This is a genomic window from Kitasatospora sp. MBT63 (assembly GCF_000710465.2).
Classification (GTDB): domain Bacteria; phylum Actinomycetota; class Actinomycetes; order Streptomycetales; family Streptomycetaceae; genus Kitasatospora.
In genome coordinates this window covers 1-17426 of sequence record NZ_JAIZ01000023.1, presented here as the reverse complement: position 1 = coordinate 17426, position 17426 = coordinate 1, and the positions used below count along the sequence as shown (strand labels likewise).

General features: G+C 72.8%; 14 protein-coding genes and 1 riboswitch. Of the genes, 3 read left to right on the top strand and 11 right to left on the bottom strand.

Annotated elements, in window-relative coordinates:
- The 3 genes from AA75_RS01615 to AA75_RS01605 all read right to left on the bottom strand — a co-directional run.
- A partial coding sequence (locus AA75_RS01615; RefSeq protein ID WP_033817849.1) for an ATP-binding protein occupies positions 1-1151 on the bottom strand: 1151 nt, incomplete at its 3' end.
- A 54-nt stretch (positions 1152-1205) separates the two neighbouring features.
- A complete protein-coding gene (locus AA75_RS01610) occupies positions 1206-2732 on the bottom strand; it encodes a cobyric acid synthase (RefSeq protein WP_033817852.1) in 1527 nt (508 codons plus the stop codon).
- A gap of 204 nt (positions 2733-2936) precedes the next feature.
- Positions 2937-3884: a cobalamin biosynthesis protein gene (locus AA75_RS01605; protein WP_233288877.1), complete on the bottom strand. Its 948-nt coding sequence runs from the start codon at positions 3882-3884 to the stop codon at positions 2937-2939.
- Positions 3885-3975: 91 nt separating this feature from the next.
- Positions 3976-4138, bottom strand: a riboswitch (cobalamin riboswitch).
- Between the two features lie 298 nt (positions 4139-4436).
- On the opposite strand from AA75_RS01605, the gene AA75_RS01600 reads away from it, so the two are divergent.
- The 3 genes from AA75_RS01600 to AA75_RS01590 all read left to right on the top strand — a co-directional run bounded on the left by AA75_RS01600 (position 4437) and on the right by AA75_RS01590 (position 8051).
- Positions 4437-5126 (top strand): helix-turn-helix transcriptional regulator, encoded by a 690-nt coding sequence (locus AA75_RS01600; RefSeq protein WP_149037885.1) that lies wholly within the window; start codon positions 4437-4439, stop codon positions 5124-5126.
- A gap of 127 nt (positions 5127-5253) precedes the next feature.
- Positions 5254-6363 carry an alpha/beta hydrolase gene (locus AA75_RS01595; protein WP_033817848.1) on the top strand — a complete coding sequence of 370 codons (1110 nt, stop codon included), beginning with the start codon at positions 5254-5256 and terminating at the stop codon, positions 6361-6363.
- A gap of 248 nt (positions 6364-6611) precedes the next feature.
- Complete coding sequence (locus AA75_RS01590) at positions 6612-8051, top strand: hypothetical protein (protein ID WP_233288875.1); 1440 nt, start codon at positions 6612-6614, stop codon at positions 8049-8051.
- 79 nt (positions 8052-8130) lie between these two features.
- Here AA75_RS01590 and AA75_RS01585 read toward each other — a convergent pair whose 3' ends face one another.
- The 8 genes from AA75_RS01585 to AA75_RS01550 form a co-directional block, all read right to left on the bottom strand.
- Positions 8131-8955: a phosphatidylcholine/phosphatidylserine synthase gene (locus AA75_RS01585; RefSeq protein WP_233288876.1), complete on the bottom strand. Its 825-nt coding sequence runs from the start codon at positions 8953-8955 to the stop codon at positions 8131-8133.
- Between the two features lie 43 nt (positions 8956-8998).
- Positions 8999-9691: a phosphatidylserine decarboxylase gene (locus tag AA75_RS01580; RefSeq protein ID WP_033817845.1), complete on the bottom strand. Its 693-nt coding sequence runs from the start codon at positions 9689-9691 to the stop codon at positions 8999-9001.
- A gap of 513 nt (positions 9692-10204) precedes the next feature.
- On the bottom strand, positions 10205-11407 hold the full coding sequence (locus tag AA75_RS01575) for an acyl-CoA dehydrogenase family protein (protein WP_033817844.1): 1203 nt from the start codon (positions 11405-11407) through the stop codon (positions 10205-10207).
- Between the two features lie 132 nt (positions 11408-11539).
- Positions 11540-12043 carry a MaoC family dehydratase gene (locus AA75_RS01570; RefSeq protein WP_033817843.1) on the bottom strand — a complete coding sequence of 168 codons (504 nt, stop codon included), beginning with the start codon at positions 12041-12043 and terminating at the stop codon, positions 11540-11542.
- A 17-nt stretch (positions 12044-12060) separates the two neighbouring features.
- Positions 12061-13023, bottom strand: coding sequence for a CoA ester lyase (locus AA75_RS01565; RefSeq protein WP_033817842.1), 963 nt, complete (start codon positions 13021-13023; stop codon positions 12061-12063).
- A gap of 23 nt (positions 13024-13046) precedes the next feature.
- Positions 13047-15065, bottom strand: coding sequence for a protein meaA (locus tag AA75_RS01560; RefSeq protein ID WP_033817841.1), 2019 nt, complete (start codon positions 15063-15065; stop codon positions 13047-13049).
- On the bottom strand, positions 15065-16402 hold the full coding sequence (gene ccrA / locus AA75_RS01555; RefSeq protein WP_033817840.1) for a crotonyl-CoA carboxylase/reductase: 1338 nt from the start codon (positions 16400-16402) through the stop codon (positions 15065-15067). The genes AA75_RS01560 and ccrA overlap by 1 nt, the downstream gene beginning before the upstream one ends.
- Before the next feature lie 376 nt (positions 16403-16778).
- On the bottom strand, positions 16779-17426 hold a 648-nt coding region (locus tag AA75_RS01550; protein WP_033817839.1), incomplete at its 5' end, for a hypothetical protein.

Below are 17426 nucleotides of genomic sequence, written 5' to 3'. Positions count from 1 at the left end.
GGCTCGGGCGCCCCGCCGCCGTCCGGACCGCCGCCGTCGGGGCCGTCACCATCGCCGTCACCGCCACCGTCACCGTCCGGGCCGCCGTCCGGCGCCGGGCCCTGCGGGTCCTCGGGCTGTTCGGGCTCCTCGGGCTGTTCGGCGTGGTCCGCCAGGGTGCGGTCCAGCTGCTCCTCGTCCAGTCCGGGCGCGTCGAACGGGTTGCGCCGGCGCCGGTGCGGCAGGGCCAGCTGCGCGGCCTTGCGGACGTCCTCCTCCCGCACCTCGGTCCGCCCGTCCCAGGCGGCCAGCGCGACGGCGGTGCGCGCCATCACGATGTCCGCCCGCAGGCCGTCCACCTCGAAGGCGGCGCAGACCGCGGTGATCTGACGCAGCGCCGCGTCGCCCAGCTCCACCTCGGGCAGCAGTGCGCGGGCGGCGGAGATCCGTCCGGCCAGCTCCCGCTCCTCGTCCGCGAACCGGCCGGCGAAGGCCGCCGGATCGGCGTCGTACGCGAGCCGCCGGCGCACCACCTCGGCCCGCTCGGCCGCGTCCCGGGTGGCGGCGATCTCCACCGTCAGCCCGAACCGGTCCAGCAGCTGCGGACGCAGCTCGCCCTCCTCCGGGTTCATCGTCCCGACCAGCAGGAACCGCGCGGCGTGCCGGACCGACACCCCCTCCCGCTCGACGTACGAGCGGCCCATCGCCGCGGCGTCCAGCAGCAGGTCCACCAGGTGGTCCTGGAGCAGGTTCACCTCGTCGATGTACAGCACCCCGCGGTGCGCCTTGGCCAGCAGCCCGGGCTCGTACGCCTTGACACCTTCGGCCAGTGCCCGCTCCAGGTCCAGCGAACCGACGATCCGGTCCTCCGAGACGCCGACCGGCAGCTCCACCAGGTGCGCCGGGCGCAGCGCGGTGCCCGGCAGGCCGTGCGGAGCGTCCGGGCACTGCGGGTCCACGGCCGCCGGGTCGCAGGCGAACCGGCAGCCGTCCACGGTCGCGATCGACGGCAGCAGCCCGGCCAGGGCCCGCACCATCGTCGACTTGGCGGTGCCCTTCTCGCCGCGCACCAGCACCCCGCCGACCGCCGGGGAGACGGCGTTGAGCAGCAGCCCGAGCCGCAGGTCGGCCATGCCGACGATCGCGGTGAACGGGTATCGGACGTCACTCATCTCTCGTGCCACTCTCCAGACTTGTCACGGTGCCGCGGTTCACGGTGTCGCGGTTCACGGCGCACCGGGCGGTACGAAGGGCAGTGCGCCCTCGGCGGGTACCCCGTTCTCGATCAGCTTCCACAGCGCGTCGGTGTCGGCATGCTCCTCGATCAGATCCCCCAGCCGGTCCAGCCGTTCCTCGCGGGCGGCGGCGAACGACGTGTCCGGCGCGGGAACGAACGCCCGCCCCGCCAGCGCCGCCACCTCGCGCAGCAGCGCCCGCCGGAACCCGTCGTTCTCCAGCACCCCGTGCCAGGTGGTGCCCCAGACCGGGCCCACCCGGCAGCCGTCCAGCGCCCGTTCGTGCCCGTCGGTGACGAACGCCTCGCCGCCCTCCACCTCGGCCACCCCGTGGTGGATCTCGTACCCCTCGACCGGCTCCCCGAACGCCACGCCGACCGGCCGGGCCAGCACCTTCTCCGCGCCGAACACCACCCGGGCGGGCAGCAGCCCGAGCGCGGCGACCGTACCGGCCCCGGACTCCACCTCGTCGGTGATCTCCCGGGTCAGCATCTGGAACCCGCCGCACACCCCGAGCACCGGCAGCCCGGCCGCGACCCGGGCCCGGACCGGGGCCTCCAGCCCGCGCTCGCGCAGCCACGCCAGGTCGGCGACGGTCGACCGGGTACCGGGCAGCACCACCAGATCGGCGTCGGCCAGCTCCTCCGGGCGGGTCGCCCAGCGCACCAGCACCCCCGGTTCCTGGGCCAGCGCGTCGAGGTCGGTGAAGTTCGACAGCCGCGGGAAACGCAGCACGGCGACCCGCAGCACGTCCGCCCCGACCGGCCCGACCGCCGCGCCCTGCGCCACCACGGTGGTCAGGTCCAGCGAGTCCTCGGCGTCCAGCCACAGCCCGGACAGCATCGGCAGCGTGCCCAGCACCGGACGGCCGGTCAGCTCGCGCAGCATCGCCAGCCCGGGCTCCAGCAGCCGCGCGTCACCGCGGAACTTGTTGACGAACCAGCCCGCCACGTGCCGCTGGTCCTCGGCCGACAGCAGCGCCAGCGTCCCGTACATCGCGGCGAACACCCCGCCGCGGTCGATGTCCCCGACCACCACGGTCGGCAGGCCGGCGGCGGTGGCCAGCCCCATGTTGGCGATGTCCCGGTCGCGCAGATTGATCTCGGCGGGCGACCCGGCGCCCTCGCACACCACCACCTCGTACCGGCTGCGCAGATCCGCCAGGCACGCCAGTGCCCGTTCCAGCAGGACGGGCTTGCGGTCGCGGTAGTCCAGGGCGCCGACCTCGGCGACGGCCCGGCCGAGCAGGACGACCTGGCTGCGGCCGTTGGCCCCGGGCTTGAGCAGCACCGGGTTCATCGCCGCCTCCGGCTCCACCCGGGCGGCGGCCGCCTGCATCGCCTGGGCCCGGCCGATCTCGGCGCCGTCGGCGGTCACGAACGAGTTCAGCGACATGTTCTGCGCCTTGAACGGAGCCACCCGCACCCCCTGCCGGGCCAGCCACCGGCAGATCCCCGCCGTCACCACACTCTTCCCGGCATCCGACGTCGTACCGGCCACCAGCAGCGCCTTAGCCACGCCCACACCATTCCTCAGTCGTCATCGGGCCCCCGGCCGGCCCTCCGGGCGTGTCTCGGGGGTGCGTCTTTTCAGGGGCGCGGGGAACTGCGCGCTGCGGGAGGTGCGGCGCGGCGCCTTCCGACTTCGCGCAGTTCCCCGCGCCCCTGGGGGGTGCCCAGCTCTGTGGGGTAGCGCCCCTGGGGGGTGCCCAGCGTGATCGGTTCATCGGGTGCCCCGGGGGTGGCGGCGGGTCAGGGTCCAGGCGGTGCGGGCGAGGACGGTGGTGGCCAGGGCCAGGGTGCCGACGCGGCGGGAGAGGAGGCAGGCCCGTTCGATGTCGTCGGCCGCCACCGGGCGGAGCTCCGCGCCGAGCACCGGCCGGTGCTCGACCCGCGTCCCGTAATGCAGCGTGCCCCCGAGCCGTACGCCGAGGGCGCCCGCGAACGCCGACTCGGCCTGGCCCGCGTTGGGGCTGGGGTGGGCGGAGCCGTCCCGTCGCCAGACCTGCCAGGCGGTCCGCGGGTGCGGCGCCGCGGCGACGGTCAGCAGCGCGGTCAGCCGGGCGCCGGGCCAGCCGGCCACGTCGTCCAGCCGGGCGGAGGCCCAGCCGAAGCGCCGGTGGCGGGCCGAGCGGTGCCCGACCATGGCGTCGAGGGTGTTGACGGCCCGGAAGGCGAGCAGTCCGGGCGTCCCGGCGAGGGCGCCCCAGGTGAGTGCGTTGACCACCGCGTCGGCGGTGTTCTCGGCCACCGACTCGACGACCGCGCGGGCGAGTTGCTGCTCGTCCAGGGCGCTCGGGTCGCGGCCGCACAGGTGCGGCAGCCGTTCCCGGGCCGCCGTCAGGTCGCCTGCCCGGAGGGAGGCGGCGATGGTGCGGGCCTCGCGGGTGAGGGAGGTGCCGCCGAGGACGGTCCAGGTGGCGGCGGCGGCCAGCGCGGTGCGGCCGGCGGCCGAACGCCCCAGCGTGCGTTCGGTGAGGACAGCGCCGGCTGCGACGGTGCCCACGCAGGTGGCGGTGTAGGCGGCGCCGACGGCCCGGTGGTCGCGCCAGACGGCCCGTTCCAGCCGGCCGGCGGCCGAGCCGAACAGGGCGACCGGGTGCCCGCGCCGGGGGTCGCCGTACCGGGCGTCGGCCAGGTAGCCGGCGACGGCGCCCAGCAGCCAGGGCAGGGCGGGGGTCAGTCGGCGCACGGCGTGGCGGGCGTGGCTCGGTCCTGGGCAGCCTGCATGGCTAGGTGTCCTCACTCAGGGTCCGCGCCCTGGATCGACGAACGGTGGTGAGAGTCTCCTGGCTCCCGGCCTGGCGACCGCCCGCCGCTGCGGGGGCGCCGACCGGTGACAGTGGCGGGACCGCGCCGGACTCGCACCGGCTTCCTCTGCTTGCCTCCGTATGGCGCAAGGATCCCATCACGCGCTTCGTCCGGGAGTCAACAAGACCGCCGGAGGGCTTGATCACACGTCATCACCCCAGCTCACCGGGCCCGCGGCCCGGGCTGTGACCCTGGCCCCGGCCGCGACCGGAGGCGGCCGCCGGCCCGCGCTCCCGCGCACCTCTCCTACGGAGCGGGCACCCGCGGCGTCAGCCGTCTCTACCTCCGAGTAGCCGGGCGCCTGCGGGGCGGACGGTTGTCGGTTCGACCAGTCCACTGTGGATCTGTCCAACGGGGGTTCGTGCGTTCAGCGGCTACAGGGGGCGGCGGCCCCGGCCCTAGCTTCGGTCCCATGCGACGAAGACAGCCCGCCCCCACCCCGGTGCCGTTCTCCCCGGCGGCCGCCCGGGCCCACCGCGTCGGTCTCGGTCTGACGCCGGACCAGGTGGCCGAGGGCATGGCCGCCCACGGGGTACGGCTGCTGCCGGCCCATGTGATCGGGTGGGAGAGCGGTGCCGTCCGGCCCTCCGAGGAGGAGTTCATCGCGTTGGCGCGTGCCCTGTGGTGTCCGCCGGCGCAGCTGATGGGCGCCCGCCCGGCGAGCCTGCGGGACTTCCGGGTGGCCCGCGAGCTCGGCCAGGAGCAGGCGGCCCGGCAGATCGGGGTCACCCCGCAGAGCTATGCGAAGGCGGAGCTGACCGGCCGCTGGGCCGGTGACGCGGAGCAGACCAGGGCGCTGGCCCGGGTGCTCGGACTCGGGCTGCGCACCCTGGTGTGGATCACCGGTCACCAGGACGACCTCGACCAGCGGCTGCGGCAGGTGGTGCAGGGCCGGTGGCAGGGCCAGCTGAAGCCGGTGGCCCGCCTGGTGCCGGTGGACCAGGAGGTGCTGGCGCTGGTACTGGCCGAGCTGCAGGGCGAGTACCAGGTGCCGATGCACTGGGGTGCGGCCGCCCCGGCCGCCGAGGAGCAGCCGCGGCAGCTGCCGACGCCGCGGTTCTGGGAACTGCTGTCCCGGCACCGCACCGAACTCCCGATCTGACGGGCGCCGCCCCGGCGGCCCGGCCCGCGGCCCCTCGAACGGCCCCGCCCGGTGGCCCGGGCCGGGGCCGGACGGTGGACTGGGAGCGCATCGATTTCGGTCCGCGATCAGCACACCGGGGAGCACAATGCGCTGGCAAACCGCCGCCGTCGTGGCAGCCGCCGTCGTCGGGACCGGGACCGCGGTCCTGCTGCTCGGCCGCAAGGTCTCCGACCGGGTGCTGAAGCCCGCCGACGGCGGCGGGGGCACCTCGCTGCGGGTGCACGGGCTCGGCCCCGGCCAGGTCACGCTGACCCGCACCACCGCCTCGGTCCGGCCCGGCCGGTACGCCCTGGAGTGGGGGGACGGCGGTCACGCGGTGGTCGGCGACGTCCTGCGCACCGATGTGCAGACCGTCACCCGGCGCCTGGAGCGGGCCGACGGCGGCACCCTCACCGCCGGCACCGAGGTGCGGCTGACGCCCCGGGTCTACGTCGGTGACCCGCTCACCGCGCTGGGCATCGAGTACGTCGACTCCTCCGTGAACGCCGAGATCGGCGAGCTGCCCGCCTGGTACGTCCCCGCGGTCCGCGGGACCTGGGTGGTCCTGGTGCACGGCCCGGGAGCCGACCGCACCCAGGTGCTGCCGGTGCTGCCGCTGCTGCGCTCGCTGCGGGTGCCGACGCTGACCGTCACGTACCGCGGTGACGAGGGCGCGCCGCCCTCGCCGGACGGGCTCGGGCACTTCGGCGAGACGGAGTGGCGCGACGTGGACGCGGCGGTCCACACGGCGCTGGCCTCCGGTGCGGGCCGGGTGGTGCTGTACGGCTGGTCGCTCGGGGCGACGATCGCGATGCAGACGGCGGTCCGCTCGGACTGGCGCGGGTCGGTGGCCGGGCTGGTGCTGGACTCCCCGGTGCTGGACTGGCCGGCCACCGCGCGGCGGGGTGCGGCGCGCTCCGGGGCACCGGCCGCGGTGGCCGAACTGGGCGCCCTGGCGGCCCAGGGGCGCTCCGGCGTCGACCTGGCCGATTTCGCACGCCTCGCGGACGGCCGGGACCTCCAGGTGCCGGTCCTGCTGATGCACAGCCGCTCCGACGAGATCGCCCCGTGGGCGGCTGCCGAACGGCTCGCCGGCCGCCGGGAACAGCTGGTCAGCCTGTACGGAGTGCCGGGCGCCGAGCACGCCGCGCTGTGGAACGCCGACCCGGACCGCTATCTGGAGCACCTGCGGCGCTGGCTCACCCCGCTGATCTGAAACCGGCCACTCCCGGCCGGTCGGACCTCGGCTTGTTGTCGTGTACGGGGCGCTTACGGCGGTCACCTCGGCCCGGTTTGCGGGCCCTTGCCCGCATCCGGGGCCGCCGAGGGGCCGCCCCCCGCAAAGACGCGCCGCAGCCGATGTGACAGAACGCCCGTACAAGGGGAAGACTGCACGGCGTGACGTCTCGGAACCCGCGCGACCGTGATGCCCCGCTCCCGCCGACGATCCGTACCGGTGCGACGGTGACCCGTCTGCCAGGCACGGCCCGCCGAGCCGACAGCGCAATCCAGGGCAGCCCCGCCGCAGCCCGCCGCCGTACCCCCCAGCCCAAGCCCGGGCGGGGCCGGGTACCCGTACCCGACGGCTTTCCCGCGCCCGCGGAGCTGGCCCCGCTCGCCCGGCGGATGCTCGCCGACGCGGTCCGGGTCGCCCGCTGGGCCGGAGAGCTCGGCGAGGTCGACAAGCGCGGCGAGCTGCTGCCCGACGACGCCAGGGCGGCCGGGCTGGCCCTCGCCATGACCGTCGGCGCCGCCGCCAAGGCCTGGGGGCAGGCGCTGCAGATCGGCCTGGTCGAGCTCCGCGACAGCGGCGCCGGACCCGGCTGGCGGCTGCACGCCTGGGAGCACGACGACGAGGCGGTGGTCCGCGGCTGGTCCGCGCTGTTCGACGCCTGGACGCTGCTCGCCCCCGTGCCGCCCGCCGCCATGCGCGGCGTGTTCGCGGTGCTGGCGGGCCAGGCCGTCGACCAGGCCCCGCAGCTGCTCTCCTTCCTGCACCTGGTGGACGGCCCGGTTCCCGACAGCGAGCTGCTCGAGCTGCTCAAGCGCGGCCTCGACGAGCGCCGGGTCGGGGTCGCCGTCGGCGCCGGTCCGCTGTCGCCGGTCCCGCACGCGGCCTCCGCCGTCTCCGCCGTGCGCGGCACCTGCCGCGAACCGCAGATCGACACCCTGCCCTCGGCCGGCGACGTGGCCGCGGTGCTCGACTGGATGCTGGACGGCCTCGCCGCCGTCGGCGCGCTGACCCGCCAGGACGAGGCGGCCGAGTTGTCCCCGCTCGGGCACTGGGCGGTGCGGGCCAAGCTGGAGGAGATCTGCACGGTCGCGCAGACCGCCGCCGGGCACATCGAGCAGAGCGCCCCCGAGCTGCTCAGTGCCTGCGCCGACTACTCGCCGGGCCCGGCCCGCGCCGAGTACCGCGCCTGGGTGGCGGCCCGGCCCGCCGACCGCGCCGTCGCCGAGCTGCTGGACGCCGCCCGCGGCGAGGACGCGCTGGTGCGCGGCCTGGCCTTCGAGGCGCTCCGGGTGGCCGGCCGGACGGCCGAGGCGGCCGTCCGCGGGGCGGTCGAGGAGTCCGTGCTGCGCCCGTACGCGCTGCTGTGGCTGGCCGAGCAGCTGGACGAGGACGGTGTCTCGCCGGCCGACGTGCTGGGCGCGGAGGACGCCGCCTGGCTCTGGGTGGACACCGCGGCCGCGGTGCTCGACCACGGCGAGACCGGGCTGCTGGTCGGTCACGTCGAGGGCGCCTCGGCGGGCGAGCCGGTCCGGCTGTTCAACCGCGCCCGGCAGTCGGGGCACCCGCGGGCGGCCTCGGTGCTCACGGCGGTCGCCGGCGTGCACCCGGACCCGGCGGTGGCCCGCGCGGCCCGCAGGTCGGCCTTCAGCGTCCACCGCGGCGGCGCGTAGCCGGCGACGGCACCCCGTGCACGGCGAAGGGGCCCGGATCCTGGTGGATCCGGGCCCCTTCGGTGCTTCTACGGGATGATCAGCAGCCCCGCGACTCGGCGCGGCGGGCGCGCACGTCGCCGACCTTCTGGCCCACCTTGCGGCGGATGACCAGCAGCGGCGCCATCGCGGCCAGCGTGATCTGGGCGATCGCACCGATGTGCATCAGCGGGTCACCGCCGGGCAGACCGGCCGCCCAGGCCGCCAGGCAGCCGATGCTGACCACGATCCAGGCCAGCGTGGCGGTGGCCAGCAGGCCCTGCGGCTTCGGGTACTCGATCCGGCTCACCATCAGGTAGGCCACACCGAAGATCATCAGCAGACCCGGCACGAACGGCGGGTCCAGCAGGACGATCGCGATCACCGTCATCGCACCCATCGGGCAGGGCATGCCCTGGAAGATCCCCGGCCGCATCTTCACGGCCGAGAACCGGGCCAGCCGCAGCACCACCGAGAGCAGGACGGTGAGCGCGATGAAGGCCGAGAGCTGCTGGTTGCTGTCGGGCGAGACGATGCCCCAGACCGCGACGAAGTAGGCCGGCGCGATACCGAAGCTGATCAGGTCGGCCAGGTTGTCCAGCTCCGCGCCCAGTGCCGAGGAGCGGAGCTTGCGGGCCACCAGGCCGTCGAACAGGTCGCACATCGCACCGATCAGCAGCAGCGTCACGGCCGTGGCCGCGCTGTGCTTGTCCGGCGTGTTGGACTCGCCGGTCAGGTGCGGCATCAGGACCCCGGTGGTGATCGAGTAGATCGCCAGGAAGCCGCAGACGGCGTTCCCCAGGGTCAGGAAGTCGGCCGTGGACAGGTGCTGCGGCGAACGGGGGGCCCGCAGCTCGCGGTCGCGCGCCCAGCGGCGGCGACGCAGGTCGGTCTCCTCGTCCTCGTTCAGGCCGACGAGAGTCTCAGGATCAGTCACGGTCAAGGCGTGTCACCCCGGCGGTGGTCTTCTGGCCGACCTCGACACCGGCCTCGATGCCGGCCGGCAGGTAGGTGTCGACCCGGGAACCGAAGCGGATCAGACCGATCCGGTCGCCCTGCTCGACCTTGGTGCCGGCGTCGACGTACGGCACGATGCGGCGGGCCACGGCCCCCGCGATCTGCACCATCTCAATGTCGCCGAGCTCGGTGTCGAAGTGCCACACGACGCGCTCGTTGCGGTCGCTGTCCTTGTTGAACGCCGGGACGAAGCCACCGGCGACGTGCTCCACGGACGTCACGGTGCCGGGCAGCGGCGCCCGGTTGACGTGCACGTTGAGCGGGCTCATGAAGATCGCGACGCGGGTGCGGCCGTCCGGCCACGCGTCGATGGACTGCACGACGCCGTCGGCCGGCGAGATCACTCTGCCGGTGCCGATCTCACGCTCGGGGTCGCGGAAGAACCACAGCATGCCCGCGCCGAGCGCACAGGCGGGAACGGCCGCCAAGGCCCACTTGCCGTTGCGCTTGGTGAGAGCGCTGGTGACGGCGGCGGTGGCCAGGGTGGGGACGAACCAGGGGGTGGCTCCGCGCGCGATGGTCACGCGGGGTCGCCGGCCGGCCGTCGGGGCGGCGAGGGCATCGCGGTCCTGGACGGAGGTGTGAGGGGACGGGCTGATGGGCATCGAAGACCTTTGTCGCGGGCCCCGAGGGACAGAGCATGGCCGCTGGACGGGGGCCACCGCGGGGATCGGGTGATATGGGGACGGCTGCTGTCCCGGTGGATGCTATCGGGACCAGACGGTAGGTGGGCAAGCCGCCTGCTCGTGGAACTCTCCAGTGCGGTACCCAGGTGCACGTGCTATGTGTACGACCGTAGCTCGGGGTGGACCGGTTCCCCAAGGGTCGGGGCGAATCGCGTGACCCATGTCTCACGGTGGGGTTCCGCAGGGCTGTCGCCGGATCGCGGCTGGAGCGGGGCTGGAGCGGCTTCGGGGGTCGCGGTGGACCGGGGGCCCGTCGGCGGGCCCGACGCGGCTGCAAGGGCGTGCAGAAGCGGCCGTAGGGCGTGTACTGAGAGCGACGCGCCCTACGGCCGCTTCCGGCGCCGCACCGGCGCGGAGGCTGACCAGGCCCCGCGCCGGTGCGCGGAGGCCGGGTGCGGGCCCGCACGCCCGCACCCCGCCGGGACGGAAGGTTCAGTCGGCGAGCCGGTACTCCTCCAGCAGGCGGCGGCCCACGATCATCTTCTGGATCTCCGCCGTACCTTCACCGATCAGCAGCATCGGCGCCTCGCGGTAGAGCCGCTCGATCTCGTACTCCTTGGAGAAGCCGTAGCCGCCGTGGATCCGGAAGGAGTCCTCGACGACCTCCTTGCAGTACTCGGAGGCCAGGTACTTGGCCATGCCGGCCTCCAGGTCGTTGCGCTCGCCGCTGTCCTTCTTGCGGGCGGCCATCACCATCATCTGGTGCGCGGCCTCGACCTTGGTGGCCATCTCGGCGAGCTTGAACTGGATCGCCTGGTGCTCGGCGATCTTCTTGCCGAAGGTGGAGCGCTGCTGGGCGTACTGGATGCCGAGCTCGAAGGCGCGCCGGGCGACCCCGCAGCCGCGGGCGGCCACGTTGACCCGGCCGACCTCGACGCCGTCCATCATCTGGTAGAAGCCCTTGCCGGGGACCCCACCGAGGATCCGGTCGGCCGGGATCCGGACGTCCTGGAGCACCAGCTCGGTGGTGTCGACGCCCTTGTAGCCCATCTTCTCGATCTTGCCGGGCACGGTCAGGCCCGGGACGGTCTCGTTCGGCCCGAAGCCGGCCGTCTTCTCGATCAGGAAAGTGGTCATGTTCTTGTACGGGGAGGAGCCGCCCTCGTCCGTCTTGCACAGGACCGCGACCAGGGTCGAGGTGCCGCCGTTGGTCAGCCACATCTTCTGGCCGTTCAGGACGTAGAACTCGCCGTCCTTGACGCCCTTGGTGGAGATCGCCGAGACGTCGGAGCCGAGGCCGGGCTCGGACATCGAGAAGGCGCCGCGGATCTCGCCGGCCGCCATCCTGGGCAGGAAGTACTCCTTCTGCTCCTGGGTGCCGTGCGCGTTGATCATGTGGGCGACGATGAAGTGCGTGTTGACGATGCCGGAGACCGACATCCAGCCGCGGGCGATCTCCTCGACCACCAGGGCGTAGGTCAGCAGGGACTCGCCCAGGCCGCCGAACTCCTCCGGGATGGTCAGGCCGAACAGGCCGAGCTGCTTCATCCCCTCGACGATCGCGGTCGGGTACTCGTCCTTGTGCTCCAGCTCGGTGGCGACCGGAATGATCTCCTTGTCGACAAAGTCCCGCACGGTGGCGAGGATGTCCCGCTGGATCTCGGTCAGGCCGTCGGTCTGTGCGAGGCGTCCCATCGTGCGGCTCCGAATCTGCATCTACGGCAATGAGGGTGGGGGGAGATGTGGGGGCTCCACGGGCGTGACTTCCGCGGAGCCCCCTGGACCGGGTGGGGATCGGCCGATGACGGCGGCCTACCCGTCCGGGGTCTAGGACAGGGGCGTGGGACGGCCGGGCTGCTCGCCGCCGCGCTCCTTGATGTAGGTCTCGGTCGGCACCATCACCTTGCGGCGGAAGATGCAGACCACGGTGCCGTCCTGCTTGTAGCCCTTGGTCTCGACGTAGACGATGCCGCGGTCGTCCTTGGACTTGGACGGCCACTTGTCGAGGACCTCGGTCTCGCCGTAGATGGTGTCGCCGTGGAAGGTCGGCGCCACGTGGCGCAGCGACTCGATCTCCAGGTTGGCGATCGCCTTGCCGGAGACGTCCGGGACGGACATGCCGAGCAGCAGCGAGTAGACGTAGTTGCCCACCACGACGTTGCGGCCGAAGTCGGTGGTCTTCTCCGCGTAGTTGGTGTCCAGGTGGAGCGGGTGGTGGTTCATGGTCAGCAGGCAGAAGAGGTGGTCGTCGTACTCGGTGACCGTCTTGCCGGGCCAGTGCTTGTAGACCGCGCCGACCTCGAACTCTTCGTAGGTGCGTCCGAACTGCATGGGAGTGTCCTTGGGGGTCAGGCCTGCGGGGGCTCGAACTTGGAGGTGCGCTCCATACCGGCGGCGCGGCCCTTGCCGGAGATCACCAGGGCCATCTTGCGGCTGGCCTCGTCGATCATCTCGTCACCGAGCATCGCGGAACCCTTGGCGCCGCCCGCCTCCGAGGTGCACCAGTCGTAGGCGTCCAGGATCAGCTCGGCGTGGTCGTAGTCCTCCTGCGAGGGCGAGAAGATCTCGTTGGCCGCGCCGACCTGGTCCGGGTGCAGCACCCACTTGCCGTCGAAGCCGAGGGCGGCGGCCCGGCGGGCCACGGCCTTGTAGCCGTCGGCGTTGCGGATCTGCAGGTACGGGCCGTCGATGGCCTGCAGGTCGTTGGCGCGGGCGGCCATCAGGATGCGCATCAGGATGTAGTGGTAGGCGTCGGCGTCGTAGCCGGGCGGCTGCTCGCCGACCACCAGGGACTTCATGTTGATCGAGGCCATGAAGTCGGCCGGGCCGAAGATGATCGTCTCCAGCCGGGGCGAGGCGGTGGCGATCGCGTCGACGTTGATCAGGCCCTTGGCGTTCTCGATCTGCGCCTCGATGCCGATCTTGCCGACCTCGAAGCCCATGGTCTTCTCGATCTGGGTGAGCAGCAGGTCGAGCGCCTTCACCTGCTCGGCGTCCTGGACCTTCGGCAGCATGATGCAGTCGAGGTTCGGGCCGGCGCCCTCCACGACGGTGATGACGTCGCGGTACGTCCAGTGGGTGGTCCAGTCGTTGACGCGGACGACCTTGGTCTTCTTGCCCCAGTCGCCGTTGTTGAGGGCGTCGACGATGTGGTGCCGGGCGCTCTCCTTGACCAGCGGGGCGCAGGCGTCCTCGAGGTCGAGGAAGACCTGGTCGGCCGGCAGGCCCTGGGCCTTCTCCAGGAAGCGCGGGTTGCTGCCGGGTACGGCCAGGCAGGAACGGCGGGGCCGGAGGCGGTTGACGTTGGTCATGAGGGTGGTTGGTCCTTCCCGGGTCAGCTGGTCGCAGCGGTGGCGGCGGCCCAGGGCTGAAGCCTGTTGGCCAGCCGGATCTCGTCCACGATCCGGCCGATGATGGTGGTGATGCCGAAGTCCTTGGGTGTGAAGACCGCGGCGACACCGGCGGCCTTGAGAGTCTCGGCGTCCGCTGCCGGGATGATGCCACCGACGATCACCGGCACATCCTCCACCCCCGCCCGGCGCAGCCGGTGCAGGACGTCCGGGACGAGCTCCGGGTGCGCCCCGGAGAGGATCGACAGCCCCACGCAGTGCACGTCCTCGGCGACCGCCGCGGAGACGATCTGCTCCGGGGTGAGCCGGATGCCCTGGTAGACCACCTCGAAGCCGGCGTCGCGGGCGCGGACCGCGATCTGCTCGGCGCCGTTGGAGTGGCCGTCCAGGCCGGGCTTGCCGACCAGCAGGCGCAGCTTGCCGGTGCCCAGCTCGGCCGCGGTGGCGGCGACCGCCTCGCGGACCGCCGCGAGCTCGCCGCCGGGCTCGGCGGCCACCGCCACCGGCGCACCGCCGACCCCGGTGGGGGCGCGGTACTCGCCGAAGACCTCGCGCAGGGCGAACGACCACTCGCCGGTGGTGACCCCGGCGCGGGCGCAGGCCAGCGTGGCGGCCATCAGGTTGTCGGTGGTGGCGGCGGTGGCCTTGAGCTCGGCGAGCGCGGTCTGCACGGCCGTCTCGTCGCGCCCCTCGCGCCAGGCGGCCAGCGAGGCGAGGACGGACTGCTCGGAGGCCGGGTCGACCACCATGATGGCGGTGTCGAGGTCGGCGGTGAGCGGGTTCTCCTCGGTGGTGTCGAAGCAGTTCACCCCGATGATCTTGTCCTCGCCGGCCTCGATCCGGGCCCGCCGGGCGGCGTGCGAGGAGACCAGGTTGGACTTGAGGTAGCCGGACTCGACGGCCGGGATCACCCCGCCCATCTCCAGCACCTTGGCGATCTCGGCCTCGGCGCCCGCCAGCAGCTCGGCGGTCTTGGCCTCGATCACCTCGGAGCCGTTGAAGATGTCGCCGTACTCCAGCAGGTCGGACTCGTAGGCCAGCACCTGCTGGATCCGCAGCGACCACTGCTGGTCCCAGGGGCGGGGCAGGCCGAGCGCCTCGTTCCACGCGGGCAGCTGGACGGCGCGGGCGCGGGCGTCCTTGGAGAGCGTGACGGCGAGCATCTCCAGCACGATCCGCTGGACGTTGTTCTCCGGCTGGGCCTCGGTCAGGCCGAGCGAGTTGACCTGGACGCCGTAGCGGAACCGGCGCTGCTTGGCGTCCTGGATGCCGTACCGCTCGCGGGTGACCTTCTCCCAGAGCCGGCCGAACGCCCGCATCTTGCACATCTCCTCGATGAAGCGGACGCCCGCGTTCACGAAGAAGGAGATCCGTGCGACCACCTCGCCCATCCGCTCCGGCGGCACCTGGCCGGAGTCGCGGACGGCGTCCAGCACCGCGATCGCCGTGCACATCGAGTACGCGATCTCCTGGACCGGGGTGGCCCCGGCCTCCTGCAGGTGGTAGCTGCAGATGTTGATCGGGTTCCACTTGGGGATGTGCGCGACCGTGTAGGCGATCATGTCGGTGATCAGGCGGACCGACGGGCCGGGCGGGAAGACGTGCGTCCCGCGCGACAGGTACTCCTTGACGATGTCGTTCTGGGTGGTGCCGGTGAGCTTGGCGATGTCCGCGCCCTGCTCCTCGGCGACCACCTGGTAGAGCGCCAGCAGCCACATCGCGGTGGCGTTGATCGTCATGGAGGTGTTGGTCTGTTCGAGCGGGATCCCCTCGAACAGCGTCCGCATGTCGCCGACGTGGCCCACCGGCACGCCGACCCGGCCGACCTCGCCGCGGGCCAGGATGTGGTCCGAGTCGTAGCCGGTCTGGGTGGGCAGGTCGAAGGCGACCGACAGGCCGGTCTGGCCCTTCGCCAGGTTCCGCCGGTAGAGCGCGTTGGAGTCGCTCGCGGTGGAGTGGCCGGCGTACGTGCGCATCAGCCAGGGGCGGTCGCGGTCGGCCATCAGATGTTCCGGAAGCGGTTGATCGCGTCGATGTGCTTGGCGCGCAGCTCGGTGTCGCGCACGCCCAGGCCTTCCTCGGGGGAGAGGCAGAGCACGCCGACCTTGCCCTGGTGCTTGTTGTGGTGGACGTCGAGGGCGGCCTGGCCGGTCTCCTCGAGGGAGTAGACCTTGGACAGGGTCGGGTGGATCTTGCCCTTGGCGACCAGGCGGTTGGCCTCGAAGGCCTCGCGGTAGTTGGCGAAGTGCGAGCCGACGATGCGCTTCAGCGACATCCACAGGTAGCGGTTGTCGTACTGGTGCATGAAGCCGGAGGTGGAGGCGCAGGTGACGATGGTGCCGCCCTTGCGGGTGACGTACACCGAGGCGCCGAAGGTCTCGCGGCCCGGGTGCTCGAAGACGATGTCCACGTCCTCGCCGCCGGTGAACTCGCGGATCTTGGAGCCCAGGCGCTTCCACTCGCGCGGGTCCTGGGTGTGCTCGTCCTTCCAGAACTTGTAGCCCTCGGCGCTGCGGTCGATGATCGCCTCGGCGCCCATGGCGCGGCAGATCTCGGCCTTCGCCTCGTTGGAGACCACGCAGATCGGGGTGGCGCCGCCGGCCAGGGCGTACTGGGTGGCGTACGAGCCGAGGCCGCCGCTGGCGCCCCAGATCAGCACGTTGTCGCCCTGCTTCATGCCGGCGCCGTTCTGGGAGACCAGCTGGCGGTAGGCGGTGGAGTTGACCAGGCCCGGGGAGGCGGCCTCCTCCCAGGTGAGGTGCTTGGGCTTGGGCAGCAGCTGGTTGGTCTTCACCAGGGCTATCTGGGCCAGGCCGCCGAAGTTGGTCTCGAAGCCCCAGATGCGCTGCTCCGGGTCCATCATCGTGTCGTTGTGGCCGTCCGGGGACTCCAGCTCGACCGAGAGGCAGTGCGCGACGACCTCGTCGCCGGGCTTCCAGGCGTTGACGCCGGCGCCGGTGCGCAGGACCACGCCCGCGAGGTCCGAGCCGAGGATGTGGTACGGCAGGTCGTGACGCTTGGTCAGCGGCGACAGGCGGCCGTAGCGCTCCAGGAAACCGAAGGTGGAGACCGGCTCGAAGATCGAGCTCCACACGGTGTTGTAGTTCACCGAGCTCGCCATGACGGCGACCAGGGCCTCGCCCGGCCCGAGCTCGGGGAGTGCGACCTCGTCGAGGTGCAGGGACTTACGGGGGTCCTTGTCGCGGCTGTCCAGGCCCGCGAACATCTGCTCCTCGTCCTTGTGGAGCGTGACGGCGCGGTAGGACTCCGGGAGCTTGACCGCGGCGAAGTCCGCCGGGGTGCTGTCGGAGCTGAGGATCGCGTCGAGGATTTCCTGCATGGCTGCCTCCGAAGGCGTACCTGTGTTGAGGGCGCACAGGGCGTCTGGGGGAGCCGGGAGCGGACACCGGCTTCGCTGAGGGTCTGTGGGTGGTACTGCGGGTGCGACGGGTGGGTGGGTCGCCGTGGTGGTGCTGGTCCGGCCCCAACGGTGCGGGGACGGCGGACACGGCGCGCCGAGGTGGGGAGCCGCGGCGCCGCGACCGATGGGTAACAAAGTAGTGGCACCCTGTGCCACTCGTAAAGACACCGGGTGTCATCAGTTCGGGTGAAACCCGATAACAGTTCGACCGGCGCTCCGGCGGCATGGGGAAGGCCCGCCCCGGAAAACCGGGACGGGCCTTCGAATCTGCTGTGACCTGTGCGGATGGCCTGCGTTAGCCAGCCTGCGAGCCGGTCAGTGCCGCCCTGATCGAGTCCACCACCACGTCCAGCGGGGCGTCGGTCCGGGCCACTGTGATGAGCACCTCACCGCCCGGGCTGGCACTGAGTGCGCTCACCGCAGCCGCCTCGACCGGTGACAGTGGGTCACCTGTGGCACCCGGTGCCACCGGGGTGCCGCGGCGCCTGGCACCGCTCGGCGGGGTCGGCCAGAAGGTCCCGCGGATCACGTCGAAGGAGTGGTCCAGCTGGGACTCCACGTCCCCGTGCCCGCCCGCCCGCAGCCACCGCCGCAGCACGTGGTTGTGGGCCGCGACCACCGCCGCCGCCGACACCTCGGCCAGCATCGAGTCGTCGTCCCCGCCGCGCTGCCAGCTCGGCGGGGTCTCCTCCGCCGCGTCGAAGCGCCCGAGCAGGTACCGGGTGAACAGCCGCTCGTACCGGGCCACCACCGCGATCTCCCGCTCCCGCAGCGCCGGCACCTGCCGGATCAACTGGTAGCGCGCGACCGAGACGGCCGGGGTGGAGGCGTACATCCGGAGCACCTCCTTGATGCCCCGGCACACCACGTCCAGCGGGTGCTCCTCCGACTCCGCGCTCGCCAGCAGGTCGGCCACCCGGACCAGGGTGTCGTCGTGGTCCGG